This is a genomic window from Chryseobacterium panacisoli (genome assembly GCF_008274625.1).
GTDB lineage: Bacteria > Bacteroidota > Bacteroidia > Flavobacteriales > Weeksellaceae > Chryseobacterium > Chryseobacterium panacisoli.
The window spans coordinates 137205-150365 of the sequence record NZ_VTRU01000007.1 but is presented as its reverse complement, the minus strand read 5'-3'; the positions used below and the strand labels follow the sequence as shown (position 1 = coordinate 150365).

13 protein-coding genes are annotated in these 13161 nt (G+C 35.8%); 10 read left to right on the top strand and 3 right to left on the bottom strand.

Features of this window, described 5'->3' with window-relative positions; all coding sequences use genetic code 11:
* Nucleotides 1-214 precede the first annotated feature (214 nt).
* The gene (locus tag FW781_RS20785) at nt 215-1678 is read left to right on the top strand and encodes a tetratricopeptide repeat-containing sensor histidine kinase (RefSeq protein WP_149389175.1); all 1464 of its coding nucleotides are present in this window, start codon (nt 215-217) and stop codon (nt 1676-1678) included.
* Nucleotides 1679-1690: 12 nt separating this feature from the next.
* Nucleotides 1691-2356 (top strand): response regulator, encoded by a 666-nt coding sequence (locus FW781_RS20780; RefSeq protein ID WP_149389174.1) that lies wholly within the window; start codon nt 1691-1693, stop codon nt 2354-2356.
* Nucleotides 2357-2488: 132 nt separating this feature from the next.
* On the opposite strand, the gene FW781_RS20775 is transcribed toward FW781_RS20780, so the two are convergent.
* The 3 genes from FW781_RS20775 to FW781_RS20765 all read right to left on the bottom strand — a co-directional run bounded on the left by FW781_RS20775 (nt 2489) and on the right by FW781_RS20765 (nt 4384).
* Complete coding sequence (locus FW781_RS20775) at nt 2489-2938, bottom strand: GNAT family N-acetyltransferase (RefSeq protein ID WP_149389173.1); 450 nt, start codon at nt 2936-2938, stop codon at nt 2489-2491.
* Nucleotides 2931-3554 (bottom strand): ribosome biogenesis GTP-binding protein YihA/YsxC, encoded by a 624-nt coding sequence (gene yihA, locus FW781_RS20770; RefSeq protein ID WP_149389172.1) that lies wholly within the window; start codon nt 3552-3554, stop codon nt 2931-2933. The genes FW781_RS20775 and yihA overlap by 8 nt, the downstream gene beginning before the upstream one ends.
* Nucleotides 3555-3622: 68 nt before the next feature.
* Nucleotides 3623-4384, bottom strand: a complete 762-nt coding sequence (locus FW781_RS20765) for an alpha/beta fold hydrolase (RefSeq protein ID WP_149389171.1) — start codon at nt 4382-4384, stop codon at nt 3623-3625.
* A gap of 272 nt (nt 4385-4656) precedes the next feature.
* On the opposite strand from FW781_RS20765, the gene mraZ reads away from it, so the two are divergent.
* The 8 genes from mraZ to murD all read left to right on the top strand — a co-directional run bounded on the left by mraZ (nt 4657) and on the right by murD (nt 13132).
* Nucleotides 4657-5115, top strand: coding sequence for a division/cell wall cluster transcriptional repressor MraZ (gene mraZ / locus FW781_RS20760; protein WP_149389170.1), 459 nt, complete (start codon nt 4657-4659; stop codon nt 5113-5115).
* A gap of 51 nt (nt 5116-5166) precedes the next feature.
* Nucleotides 5167-6060, top strand: coding sequence for a 16S rRNA (cytosine(1402)-N(4))-methyltransferase RsmH (gene rsmH / locus FW781_RS20755; protein WP_047378000.1), 894 nt, complete (start codon nt 5167-5169; stop codon nt 6058-6060).
* Nucleotides 6061-6160: 100 nt separating this feature from the next.
* Nucleotides 6161-6526, top strand: a complete 366-nt coding sequence (locus FW781_RS20750) for an FtsL-like putative cell division protein (RefSeq protein WP_002981890.1) — start codon at nt 6161-6163, stop codon at nt 6524-6526.
* On the top strand, nt 6510-8501 hold the full coding sequence (locus tag FW781_RS20745; protein WP_149389169.1) for a penicillin-binding transpeptidase domain-containing protein: 1992 nt from the start codon (nt 6510-6512) through the stop codon (nt 8499-8501). The genes FW781_RS20750 and FW781_RS20745 overlap by 17 nt, the downstream gene beginning before the upstream one ends.
* 57 nt (nt 8502-8558) lie before the next feature.
* Nucleotides 8559-10019, top strand: a complete 1461-nt coding sequence (locus tag FW781_RS20740; RefSeq protein ID WP_149389168.1) for a UDP-N-acetylmuramoyl-L-alanyl-D-glutamate--2,6-diaminopimelate ligase — start codon at nt 8559-8561, stop codon at nt 10017-10019.
* Nucleotides 10020-10060: 41 nt separating this feature from the next.
* Complete coding sequence (locus FW781_RS20735) at nt 10061-10438, top strand: four helix bundle protein (protein WP_149389167.1); 378 nt, start codon at nt 10061-10063, stop codon at nt 10436-10438.
* A 44-nt stretch (nt 10439-10482) separates the two neighbouring features.
* Complete coding sequence (mraY, locus tag FW781_RS20730; protein ID WP_047377995.1) at nt 10483-11724, top strand: phospho-N-acetylmuramoyl-pentapeptide-transferase; 1242 nt, start codon at nt 10483-10485, stop codon at nt 11722-11724.
* A gap of 82 nt (nt 11725-11806) precedes the next feature.
* Nucleotides 11807-13132: a UDP-N-acetylmuramoyl-L-alanine--D-glutamate ligase gene (gene murD / locus FW781_RS20725; protein ID WP_149389166.1), complete on the top strand. Its 1326-nt coding sequence runs from the start codon at nt 11807-11809 to the stop codon at nt 13130-13132.
* Nucleotides 13133-13161: the final 29 nt, after the last annotated feature.

Here is a 13161-nt window from a genome sequence, read left to right as displayed (position 1 = left end):
GTTTTATTTTATTCTATTTTGTCTGATTATTCTATCGTGCTCTAAGAATAAACCTCCGGTTGTTAAACATAATTTAACCAATCCTTTCTATGATAAAGCCTTTGAATATAGAGAAAGTAAACAACCTGACAGTGCATATTTCTATTTTGACAAAGCTCGTGATTTATTCCTGCAGAGACAGGATAGTTTAGGTGCCGGAAAATGTTTAAACAATATGGCAATTATTCAAGAACAATTCGGTGATAACTACGGGAGCCAAGAAACTTCATTAGAAGCAACTAAATATTTAAATGAAAATAATACAGCCAATTATGAATATGTAAAGTCAAACTATAATAATCTCGGAATAACCAGTTATAATCTAAAGGAGAGTGACAATGCCATACGATTTTACAACCTTGCAATAAAATTCTCACCAAGCCAGGACGAAAAAAAAACATTCATTAATAATAAAGGAAATGCCTACCGTCAAAAGAAAGACTATAAAAATGCATTACAAATGTATGCCTCAATTTTAAAAGATTCTTCAAAAAATAAAAAATTATTGGCAATGGTTATTACGAATCAAGCCAGGACGAAATGGCTTCAGGATCCGGCATATGATCCAATCCAAGAATTTAATAAGGGGTTAGATATTAGAATTAAAGAACATGATATTTATGGACAGGTATCTAGCCATTCCCATTTGGCAGATACCTATCAGGAAAAAGATCCTCAAAAGGCCTTATTTCATGCCAAAAAAATGTATGACCTTGCGAGAGAAATAAAAAACCCAAATGATGAGGTTGAAGCTTTACAAAAAATAATCCTTTTAGAGTCGCCAGAAAGAAGTAAATTCTTTTTTAAAATTTATCAAAAACGGAATGACAGCATTGATATGGCAAGAAAAAAAGCTAAAAATCAATTTGCGTTAATCCGTTATGAAACAGAAAAAAATAAATCAGAAAATCTCTCACTCCAAAAGGGAATTGCTCAAAAGGAATATCAAATCACTAAAAAAAATATTTTAATTATAAGCATAAGTTTAGGGGCACTCGCCTTTATAATCATTGCTTTCTTTTGGTATAAAAAGCGTAAGCAAACTCTACTTTTAGAATCCGACAATAAATTAAAAGAACAACAGCTAAAAGTTTCAAAGAAAATTCACGATGTGGTAGCCAACGGTATTTATCAGGTAATGACTAAGATCGAAAATCAGGAAGATTTTGATAAAGAAAAAGTACTTGACGAACTTGAGTTTGTGTACGAAAAGTCCAGAGATATCTCTTATGAGAAAGCAGTCTCTGAAAATAAGCCGGAATTTAGCAAAAGAGTCTCAACTCTTATTGCTTCTTTTAATAATGAAAATGTAAAAACATACCTGGCCGGGAATGATGAAAATATATGGAAAACGTTGAAAGAATTTACCCGGGAAGAAATATATCAGGTCATGCGGGAACTTTTGGTAAATATGAAAAAACACAGCCATGCCACCCATGTTGCTTTTAAATTTGAAAGAAAAAATAACAGGATACAAATTCAGTATACGGACAATGGCATCGGCATTTCAGAAGGAATTACTTACAAAAATGGTTTGTCAAATACGGATTCCCGTATTGAAGCTATCCATGGAGAAATTATTTTTGACACTGAAACCGAAAAAGGGTTGAAAATTTATATTTCATTTCCTGCTTCTTAAAAAAGAAAAAGAATGTTCAAAAAAATTTTAATAGCTGAAGATCACGAAAGCAGCAGTATTTCTGTACAGAAGACATTAGAAGACCTTACTATTTCCACCACAGATTATGTTTATTATTGTGATGATGCATTAGCTAAAATTCAAAAATCCATTCGTGAAAATGATCTTTATGATTTGTTAATTACAGATCTTTCTTTTGAAGAAGACCACAACATACAAAATCTTAAAGATGGAAAAGAGTTGATAAAAACCATTAAAGAGCTGCAGCCTTCTTTAAAAGTAATTGTTTTTTCAGCAGAACACAGATCCGGAGTTATCGATAGCCTTTTCAACGAATACGGAATCAACGGTTTTGTTCGCAAGGCCCGAAATGATTCAAAAGAACTTAAAAAAGCAATTGCTTCAACCTATGTGAACGAAAATTATCTTTCTCTTGATCTTAAACAGGAAGTAAAGAAGCTCAACAATTATGAGTTTTCCAACTATGACATCACTTTGGTCTCTCTTTTATCTCAGGGAGTTTTACAGAAAAACATCCCTGTTTATCTTCAAAACAATGATATTAAGCCCAATAGTCTAAGCAGCGTAGAGAAAAAACTGAACAGCATGAAGGAAGATCTTCAGATAACAAGTAATGAACAGCTTGTAGCTTTTTGCAAAGATTTGGGAATTATTTAAACCCATTACGGTTTTCCGTAAGGTTAGTTTTCTTAATTGTTCTACTTTTGGAGTAAGAAATGATGAAAAACTAATAACACCCAATATAATTTTATACAGTTCGAAAAAAGGTATCTCAATTGAGATACCTTTTTATTTTCTTATCATTTCCGTATGCGGAATATCATCTTCCAGATATTTTTTCCCCGTATCCACAAATCCGAATCCGCTGTAAAATCTTAAAAGATAATCCTGCGCTGATATCTTAATTTCAGAAGTATGAAAACGGTTTTCTATGGTTTCTACAGCATATTGTATCAACTGTTTTCCAAGACTTTTTCCTCTCGCCTGCTCTGTTGTCAAAACTCTGCCGAAGGAAGTTTCATCATACTTTATTCCTTGATCAAAAACACGGCAATAGGCCAGCACCTGCCCATCTTCTTCCGCCCATATATGAACCGCTTTTTGGTCATAATTATCAAGATCAGGATAAGGACAGTTCTGTTCAATAACAAAAACGTCTATACGGGCTTTCAGTACAGCATATAATTCAGGAACCGTAAACTCGTCAAACGTTTTGATTTTCCAGACAATATTACTCATCGAAACTTATATTATTATTCGTTAAAAATTCATTGGTCTTTTGGATAAAATTAAGAATGTTGTCTCCGCCCTCTTTCTTTTCCGCTGAGGTAACATACAGTTCAGGAAGATCTTCCCAGGTTTTGTGAAGCTCTGCCTTATAATCCTCAACGTTTTTGATAACTACATTCGGCTTTAACTTATCTGCTTTTGTAAAGACAATTGAAAATGGAATTCCGCTTTCTCCACACCATTGGATAAATTCCAGATCAATTTTCTGTGGAGAATGTCTTGAATCTACCAAAACAAACAGGTTCACCAGGTTTCTTCTGTTCAGAATATAGTTGGTGATCAGCTTTTCAAAATCCTTTCGCTGAACTTTTGAAACTTTTGCATATCCATAACCTGGTAAATCGGTAAGATACCAGTTTTCATTCACCAAAAAATGATTGATCAGCTGGGTTTTTCCCGGAGTCCCCGAAGTTTTAGCCAGATCTTTATGATTCATCATCGCATTGATTAGTGATGATTTTCCCACGTTCGACCTTCCGATAAAAGCATATTCGGGAATATTGGGTTCGGGGCATTCCTGCCATTTTCCGCTGCTCTTTACAAACTCTGCTGTCTTGATAACCATTGTTGAATATATTTTAGAAAAATAAACCATTAAGAAAAGCTCTTAATGGTCATTTTATGATGTATTTATTAAACTTTATCTTTTATCCAGTTGTACAGGATTTCATTGAATTCATCCGGCTTTTCCATCATGGCAGCATGGCCGCAATGGTCTATCCAGAATAAATCCGAATTCGGAATAAACTTGTGCATATCCTCGGCCACTTCCGGCGGAGTTACATTATCCTGTTTCCCCCAGATCAGACACGTTGGTGTCACAATCTTAGGAAGGTCGTTCAGCATATTGTGTTTGATGGCACTTCTTGCCAGCATTACCGTTTTTATTCCTTTCATTCTGTCATTTACCACCGCAAAAACTTCATCTACAAGATCCTCTGTCGCAACCTTTGGATCATAGAAAACTTCTTCCGTTTTCTTTCTGATGTAAGATCGGTCATTTTTCCTTGGAAAACTATCTCCGAAAGTTCTTTCATATAATCCGGAACTTCCTGTAAGCACAAGATTTTTTACCAAGTCAGGTCTTGCCAACGTCAAGATAAGCCCTACATGCCCTCCCATTGAGTTTCCCATAATGGTTACCGGGCCTGAAATATGACTTTCTATAAACTTGATAATATATTTTGCGATTGTGGTAAGATTCGTATTGAGTACCGGCAGATCATAGATCGGCAGCTGAGGAACGTATACTTTGAAGCCTCTTTCCGAAAAAAAATCTACCATTTTATCGAAATTACTCAAACCACCCATTAACCCGTGCAACAGCACTAATGGATGTCCTTCTCCCGCTTCTACATAGGAATATTTCTTTTCTTTTTTTGTACTAAATATCATAAAACGCCTTAATAAAGCCTTGCAAAAATACAAATTAAACCTCAAAAAAATTTTGATTATCCTAATTTAAGATAAAAATAATATAATATTCTCCTTTTTAACTTTTTTTTTCAAACATGCTTTATTATGGCTTAAATAACACTTCCAACAACTGTCTTCATATCAGTATTTTACATTATTGAAATTCAATCTCTAATAAAACTTATTAACATTGAGTCAAAAAGTGGGAAAAAGTGGGAAATTTTGGAAATTATTATATAAATTTGTCCCAAATGAAAAATTTCATTGGGACATATGAGTGTAAAATTGACGACAAAGGCCGCTTAAAAGTTCCTTCATCTTTAATCAAACAGATGGAAAACTTCGAAGACAAGGCATTTGTAGTCAAAAGATCTGTGTTCCAGCCTTGTCTGGAAGTCTATCCTATGAATGCATGGGACAAGCTGATGGGCAAAATTAATAAACTGAACAGATTCATAAAAAAGAATGCTGATTTCATACGAATGTTTACGGCAGGAGTAAAGACAGTAGAATTGGATAATGCAGGAAGATTACAGATCTCCAAAGATCTTACGGTTTTCGCAAATCTTCAGAAAGATATTGTGATCACCAGTGCAGGAGAACTCTTTGAGATTTGGGATAAAGATGCCTATGAAAAGGTAATTGCTACCAATGAAGCTGATTTTGCAAGCCTTGCCGAAGATGTGATGGGCTCTTTAGATGAAGAATAACTGTAGCAGGTTATTAATTGATTATATATTAAATAAAAAACACAATTAAGCATGTATCATAACCCCGTTTTGTTGAAGCAGAGTGTTGATGATTTGGTGACGAATCCTGACGGAATATATGTGGACTGCACCTTTGGAGGCGGAGGCCATTCAAGAGAGATCTTGAGCAGACTTTCCGACAAAGGGAGATTGTTCAGTTTTGACCAGGATCTGGATGCACTTAAAAATACAATTGATGACCCTAGATTTACATTAGTTAATCAGAATTTCAGATTTCTGGAAAACTCATTACTGATGTACGGAGTTCCTCAGGTAGATGGTGTTTTGGCCGACCTGGGTGTTTCTTCACACCAGTTTGATGAAGCAGACAGAGGTTTTTCTACGAGAAGCAATGCTCCTTTGGACATGAGGATGAACGTAATGCAAAATCTTGATGCCAAAAGGGTGATCAATGAATATGAAGAAAGTGAACTTGCAGATCTTTTCTATCATTATGGAGAATTAAGAGAAGCAAGAAAGCTGGCAAGAGAAATCGTTCATCACAGAAAAACAAAAAGCATAGATACTACTGAGGATTTGAAAAAGCTTTTCAGCTACATTCCGCCTCATAAGGTTAATAAATTTTATGCCCAGCTTTTTCAGGCAATAAGAATTGAAGTTAACCAGGAACTTGAAGTATTAAAAGAAATGCTGGTTCAGGCTTATAATGTATTGAAACCGGAAGGAAGGCTGGTCGTTATTTCTTACCACTCTTTAGAAGACCGTTTGGTAAAAAGATTCCTGAAAAACGGAATGTTTGAAGGAGAGCCGGCAAGAGATATTTACGGAAATTATAAAAAGGCATTTGAATTGATAAAGAGTAAAGCAATCATTCCTGATGATCAGGAGATCGAAGAAAACTCAAGAGCAAGAAGTGCTAAAATGAGAACAGGTATAAAAGTATAAAATGTGAATAAGTGAATCGTCAATGGTGAATCATTTAGCAAAATAAAAATTGACTATTGACCCGAAGTAAGTTCACTGCGAAGCAAACTGATATAATAAAGTGGCAAAAAGAACAACAAATCGCCCCCAGAAAAGACTCACTTTTATAGATATTATAAAAGGAAACTTTCTGAACCGTGATGAGATCAAAATACATTATAAGTATTTTCTCCTGTTGTTTGTACTGATGATGGCCATGATTTATACCAACCATCTCGTCAATAAAAAAATTAAAATTGTAAACGCCTTAAAAGAGGAAACAGAAGAATACAAATCGAGAAACGCTTACGCCCAGAGTAAGCTGATCAAAGTGAAAATGGAATCAGAGCTGGGGAAAGAGGTCGCCCGGGATTCATTGATGACCCTGGAAAACCACCCTCACAAATTGCTAATAAAACTGGACAGTACAGATGCAAAAGCAAAATGAATACGACAATAAACGTAAGAAAACGTTACGATGGGGCTACCTCTTTGCAGTGGTAGCTTTGTGCGTGTTTGTAATGTTCTTGGCAAGAATTGTTATTCTTCAGAATACCAATGTTCAGGAAATTAAAGACGACTACATTAATAAAAACTATCGTGAAGCGACTTTAAAGGCCGCCCGCGGTAATCTTTTTGCGTCTGACGGATCTATTCTAGCAACCACAGTGATGCGCTACGACATCTATCTTGACTTCAAAACAATGAAAGATACGGTGTATTCCAATAATATCGGGGCGCTAACGGATTCTCTGAGCAAAATGTTCGGAAAATCCAGAGGAGAATTCAGACAGAAGTTTGATGAGCAGAAGAAAAAGAAAAATCAATACTACACTTTGGTAAAAGGTCTTGACTTTGACCAATACGACAGAATCAGAAAGTTCCCGATCTTCAAAAGAGGTAAAAATAAAGGAGGATTTATCGTTGACCGAAACTATAAAAGAGAACTCGCTACTTCAGAAATCGGTGCCGGAACCATTGGGATGGATAACGGAGAACTTAGATCAGGATTGGAAGGCGCATTCTCAAAATATCTGACAGGAACTGATGGAAAAAGACTCGAGCAAAGAATCAATTCTTCTCAATGGAAACCTATCGACTTCTGGAAGGTTCAGGAACCTGTGGACGGAGAAGATGTGTACACGACCTTAGATCTTAGAATTCAGGACATTGCACACTCCGCTCTGGAGAAACAGCTGATCCATTTTGAAGCAAAACATGGAACCGTGATCGTGATGGAAGTTGAGACCGGAAAAGTACGTGCTCTTGTTAACTTAAGAAGAACAGATTCAGGAGATTACGAAGACTCTTACAACTATGCACTGAAAGATAATATTGAGCCGGGATCCACTTTTAAAACCATTTCGCTCTTAGCAGCAATGGATGACGGTTTCATTGATGAAAATACAACGGTAAATGTAGGAAACGGTGTCTGGACTTATGCAAAACAAAGAATTTCAGACGGACACGGCGGAGGAACTTATGACATCAGTGATGTTTTAGCGAAGTCCAGTAATGTAGGAACAGCAAAACTGATCACCAAATATTATGCAGAAAAACCTCAGATATTTCTTGATCACCTGAAACGCTGGAAATTATTCGATAAAATGGATATTGAACTTCCGGGAATCACAAAACCGAAGATCGTAACGCCACAAAATAAAAGATGGAACGCTGCAACACTGGCTTCTATTTCTTACGGATACTCTTCCAATGTTAACCTTTTACAATTAACAACTTTCTACAACGGAGTTGCTAACGGAGGTAAAATGCTTAAACCTTTATTCATTGATAAAATCATGAAAGACGGTAAAGTAATGTACAGTGCTAAACCTGAAGTAATGGTAAACAAAATGGCTTCTGAAAAAGCTATTAAAATGATGACCAGCGCTTTAACCAAAGCAGTAGAAAAAGGAACAGGACGAAGCATATTTACCCCGAATCTTAAGATGGCAGGTAAAACCGGAACCGCAAGATTTGAATACTGGCTGCCCGGTCCTATGAAATACAGAGCATCATTCGCCGGATTTTATCCTGCAGATGCACCGAAATATACCTGTTATGTCATGATAAGTGAACCTAATACATCAATAGGATTTTATGGAGGTCCCGTTTCAGCACCGGTGTTTAAGGAAATAGCAGGAAAAACATTCCTGAAAACCCCTCAGAATATTGAAAAAGAAATGCTGGTAGACAAAAAGGTAAACCTGAGCAAAATGGTTGAACCTAATGTAAAAGTAGCAGTCAATGATAAGCAAATGCCTAATGTAGTAGGATTAATCGGTAAAAACGTAATCCCGCAATTGGAAAACTTAGGATACCGTGTCGACTATAAAGGAGTGGGAAGAATTAAAGAACAATTCCCTCTGGAAGGCACAACAATCAGTAAAAACCAGAGAATTTATTTGTCTCTGCAAAATTAGAAACAAAGTCCCGCAAGGACATTTAAAACAAAATAGGGCAAAGCCTTATTGATAAAGATGATTATAACAGAATTAGTAAACAGAATCCCAGTACTGGAAATCCACGGTGATAATAACCGTGAGGTAGCTGAATTAGTGATCGACAGCAGAAAGGTTACAGAAAACTCTCTTTACATTGCTATGAGAGGAACCGTAGTGGATGGTCATTCATTCATTGGAGCTGCTATTGAAAAAGGAGCTGCCGCAATCGTTTGCGAAGAATTTCCAGAAACACTGGTTGAAAATGTAACCTATGTTCAGGTGAAAGACTCATCTAAAGCTCTGGGTCACCTTGCTTCCAATTTCTACGGAAACCCTTCTCAGAAATTAAAGCTGATAGGAGTTACCGGTACCAATGGAAAAACATCTGTTTCTACCCTTCTTTTTGATGTTTTCAAAAACCTGGGCTATGAATCGGCATTGCTGTCTACTGTTGAGATCAGAATCGGGGAGGAAATTATTCCGGCTACCCATACCACTCCTGATGTAATTACCATCAACAGGATTTTAGCGGAAGCGGTAGAAAAAGGATGCGAATTTGCTTTCATGGAAGTAAGCTCACACGGAATTGCTCAAAACAGAATTGAAGGATTACACTTTAAAATAGCGGGCTTCACCAATCTTACTCATGATCATTTGGATTATCATAAAACGTTTGAAGAATATTTAAAAACTAAGAAAAGATTCTTTGATCAATTAGAAGATACAGCCATTGCCATCACTAATGTTGATGACAAAAATGGAAATGTCATGCTTCAGAATACTAAGGCCGCAAAGAAGTCTTATGCTTTGAAAACCATGGCAGACTATCACGGAAAATTATTGGAAGTAGATTTCAACGGAATGCTGCTGAACTTCAACGGAAAAGAATTCTGGACAACACTGACCGGGAAATTCAATGTATACAACTTGCTGCTTGTATTCGGGATTGCTGCTGAACTTGGTTTTGAGCAGGATGAAATTCTTCAGGCGGTCAGCAAATTAAAAAGAGTTTCCGGAAGATTTGAAACCTTCAAATCCGATGGTGGAATTTTCTTTATCGTAGATTATGCACACACGCCGGATGCATTGGAAAACATTTTGGACAGCATCAACGATATCAGAACCAAAAACGAAAGATTAATCACCGTATTTGGCTGCGGAGGAGACAGAGATCACTCTAAAAGACCTGAAATGGGAAATATTGCCTCTAAAAAATCAACATTGGCAATCATCACTTCAGATAATCCGAGAACAGAAGATCCTGCGCAGATCATCAAAGAAATTGAAGCAGGCGTTGAACCTCAAAATTTCAGCAAGTACACTTCAATTCCAGACAGAAGAGAAGCCATAAAGATGGCCATAAAATTTGCAGAACCTAAAGATATTGTTTTGGTTGCCGGAAAAGGCCACGAAACTTATCAGGAGATAAATGGTGTAAAACATCATTTTGATGACAAAGAAGTAATTAATGAGCTTTGGAAATTAATGTCCAAATAAATTGAAAGATTAAACTCATTTAATGATTTAAAAATTTGATGATGACGAAGAATTTTGAAAATTTCCCGGTATATATCAAAAGTTTAGATCTTATTCAGAAAGTGTATGAGTTTCTTCAAAATCAAAGCTTTGAAAAAGAATTTGAATTTAACAACCAAATAAAAAGAGCGAGCTTTTCAATTAGCAACAATATTGCGGAAGGCTCAGAATATAATAATAACAGACAATTTATTAGATATTTAAAAATTGCAAAAGGCAGCTGTGCAGAAGTAAAAAGTATGCTGATTGTAAGTAAAAGATTAAAATTAGGTGACGAAAATAAAGCTGGAGAAATCATCACCCTTTCAAGAGAGGTTTCTTCAAACATATCAAACTTTATTAAATATTTAAGTGAAAATATTGACAAACCCAATCTTTAAATCTTTAAATAAATTAAATTTTTAAATAATAAAAAAACAGAAACATGCTATACTATCTATACGAATATCTAACCAACCATGGAATCCATGTTCCGGGATTAGGATTGTTGAAATACATTTCCTTCCGTGCCGGAATGGCTGTACTATTCTCTCTGATTATTGCTCTTGTCTACGGAAAAAGAGTAATCAATTACCTGAGAACAAAACAAATGGGGGAATTGGTGCGTGATCTCGGATTGGATGGTCAAAAACAAAAAGAAGGAACTCCAACCATGGGAGGGCTTATCATTATTTTGGCAACCATCATTCCCGTATTGCTGTTTACAAGAATTACCAATGTGTATATTGTTCTGTTGCTGGTTTCAATGTTCTGGATGGGAGCTATTGGTTTTCTTGATGATTATTTAAAGAAAATCAAAAAAAATAAAGACGGTTTAAGTGGTAAATTCAAAATTGTAGGCCAGGTTGGTTTAGGGTTAATTGTCGGAATTACAATGTATTTCCACCCGGATATTACCGTTAAAAGAAAATATGCCGATGCTAAAGTAGTCAACAGAAACAATGTGGAGCAGAACTTTATGCCTACGGAAAAAATTACTGTTTCTACCGTTCCTTTTGCAAAAAACAATGAATTCGATTATAGCGGAATTTTGTTTTGGATGAATGATAAAGATGCCCATGAATGGGCATGGATTGTCTTTATTCCTATTGTCATCTTCATTGTAACAGCCGTTTCAAATGGTGCCAATATCACAGACGGAATCGACGGTCTGGCAGCTGGAACAAGTGCCATTATACTGCTATCGCTGGCGCTCTTTGCTTACCTTTCCGGGAACATCATTTTTGCAGACTATCTCAACATCATGTTTCTTCCCAATATGGGGGAAACCACCATTTTTGCCGTGGCAATGGTAGGTGCGGTGATCGGATTCTTCTGGTACAACACCTATCCTGCACAGGTTTTCATGGGAGATACCGGAAGTTTGATGCTGGGAGGAGTAATTGCCGTTTTAGCCATTATTTTAAGAAAAGAATTGTTGATTCCTGTATTATGCGGAATCTTCTTAATTGAAAACCTGTCTGTAATGCTTCAGGTAGTTGTTTTCAAATACAGAAAAAGAAAATACGGGTTGGAATATGCCCAAAACAATAGACTATTCAAAATGTCACCATTACACCACCATTATCAGAAAGAAGGTTTCCACGAAAGTAAAATCGTGAACAGAATGATCATCATCGGGGTAATACTGGCTATTGTATGTCTGATCACATTAAAAATGAGATAAAAACCAATTTAAAAATTAAAAGATTGAAGCATTGAATAATTTTTTTAATCATTAAATCTTTTAATCATTAAATCAAAATAATATGAAAATAGTTGTTTTAGGAGGTGGAGAAAGCGGATGCGGAGCTGCTTATTTGGCTAAAAAGAAAGGTCTGGAAGTATTTCTTTCAGATAAAGGAGCCATTAAGGATAACTATAAGCAGTTTCTTACCGAGAATGAGATTGATTTTGAAGAAGGAAACCACGATGAAGAAAGGATTTTAAATGCAGACTGGATCGTAAAAAGCCCGGGAATTCCGAAAAAGGCGGAGATTATCCATAAAATTCATGATAAAGGAATCAGGCTTTCCTCTGAAATTGAATTTGCTTCTGAATTTACAGATGCAAAGATCATTGCCATTACCGGAAGCAACGGAAAAACAACCACAACTTCCCTGATCTATTACATCCTGAAAAATGACGGATTGAATGTAGGTTTGGGAGGAAACATAGGATACAGCTTTGCCAAGCAGGTGGCAGATGAAAACCATGAATATTATGTATTGGAGGTAAGCTCTTTCCAGTTAGATGATATTCAGAATTTCAGACCTTATATTTCTTTACTGTTGAATCTGTCTCAGGACCACCTGGATCAGTACAACTACAACTATGAAGAATATGCGTTGGCAAAATTCAGAATCACTGAAAATCAGGAAAATGATAATTTCTTCATCTATAACAAAGATGATGAAATGAGCAAAAACCTTCTTGAAAAGCTTGAAATAAAAGCTAAAATGATTCCTTTCTCAATAAAAGAGAAATTACCCGAAGGAGGTTTTATCAATGAAGATGAAATTGTGGTAAAAATGAAAGACGAATTCGCAATGAAAGTTGATGAATTGTCGCTATTGGGGAATCACAATGTAGCCAACAGTTTAGCAGCATCTATTGCCGGTAAAATATTAAAAATCAACAATGAAAGCATCAGACATTCATTGATGACATTCCAGGCCGTAGAACACAGATTGGAATTTGTTACTGAAATTGATAATGTAAAATACATCAACGACAGTAAAGCAACCAATGTGAATGCTACTTACTATGCTTTGGAAAGTATGAAAACACCCACCGTATGGATTGTTGGTGGATTAGATAAAGGAAATGACTATACCGAAATTGAAGATTTAGTCAAAAGAAAAGTGAAGGCCATTGTATGCCTTGGAATAGACAATAAGAAGATCATAGATTTCTTTAAAGATAAAAAAGAAATAATTTATGATACTTCAAGCATGGAAGAAGCCGTAAAGATTTCAAAATCACTGGCTAAGAAAGGGGATACTGTTTTACTATCTCCGTGCTGTGCAAGCTTTGACTTGTTCAAAAGCTATGAAGACAGAGGACGCCAGTTTAAAGAACAGGTATTAAAGTAAAAAATGTAAAATGTCGGATGTAAAAAGTA

Excerpts from the sequence above, each read along its gene's own strand:
- FW781_RS20785 (WP_149389175.1), top strand. The coding sequence starts at position 215 with ATGGCAATTATTCAAGAACAATTCGGTGATAACTACGGGAGCCAAGAA.
- FW781_RS20780 (WP_149389174.1), top strand. The coding sequence starts at position 1,691 with ATGTTCAAAAAAATTTTAATAGCTGAAGATCACGAAAGCAGCAGTATT.
- FW781_RS20775 (WP_149389173.1), bottom strand. The coding sequence starts at position 2,938 with ATGAGTAATATTGTCTGGAAAATCAAAACGTTTGACGAGTTTACGGTT.
- yihA (WP_149389172.1), bottom strand. The coding sequence starts at position 3,554 with ATGGTTATCAAGACAGCAGAGTTTGTAAAGAGCAGCGGAAAATGGCAG.
- FW781_RS20765 (WP_149389171.1), bottom strand. The coding sequence starts at position 4,384 with ATGATATTTAGTACAAAAAAAGAAAAGAAATATTCCTATGTAGAAGCG.
- mraZ (WP_149389170.1), top strand. The coding sequence starts at position 4,657 with ATGAAAAATTTCATTGGGACATATGAGTGTAAAATTGACGACAAAGGC.
- rsmH (WP_047378000.1), top strand. The coding sequence starts at position 5,167 with ATGTATCATAACCCCGTTTTGTTGAAGCAGAGTGTTGATGATTTGGTG.
- FW781_RS20745 (WP_149389169.1), top strand. The coding sequence starts at position 6,510 with ATGCAAAAGCAAAATGAATACGACAATAAACGTAAGAAAACGTTACGA.
- FW781_RS20740 (WP_149389168.1), top strand. The coding sequence starts at position 8,559 with ATGATTATAACAGAATTAGTAAACAGAATCCCAGTACTGGAAATCCAC.
- FW781_RS20735 (WP_149389167.1), top strand. The coding sequence starts at position 10,061 with ATGACGAAGAATTTTGAAAATTTCCCGGTATATATCAAAAGTTTAGAT.
- mraY (WP_047377995.1), top strand. The coding sequence starts at position 10,483 with ATGCTATACTATCTATACGAATATCTAACCAACCATGGAATCCATGTT.
- murD (WP_149389166.1), top strand. The coding sequence starts at position 11,807 with ATGAAAATAGTTGTTTTAGGAGGTGGAGAAAGCGGATGCGGAGCTGCT.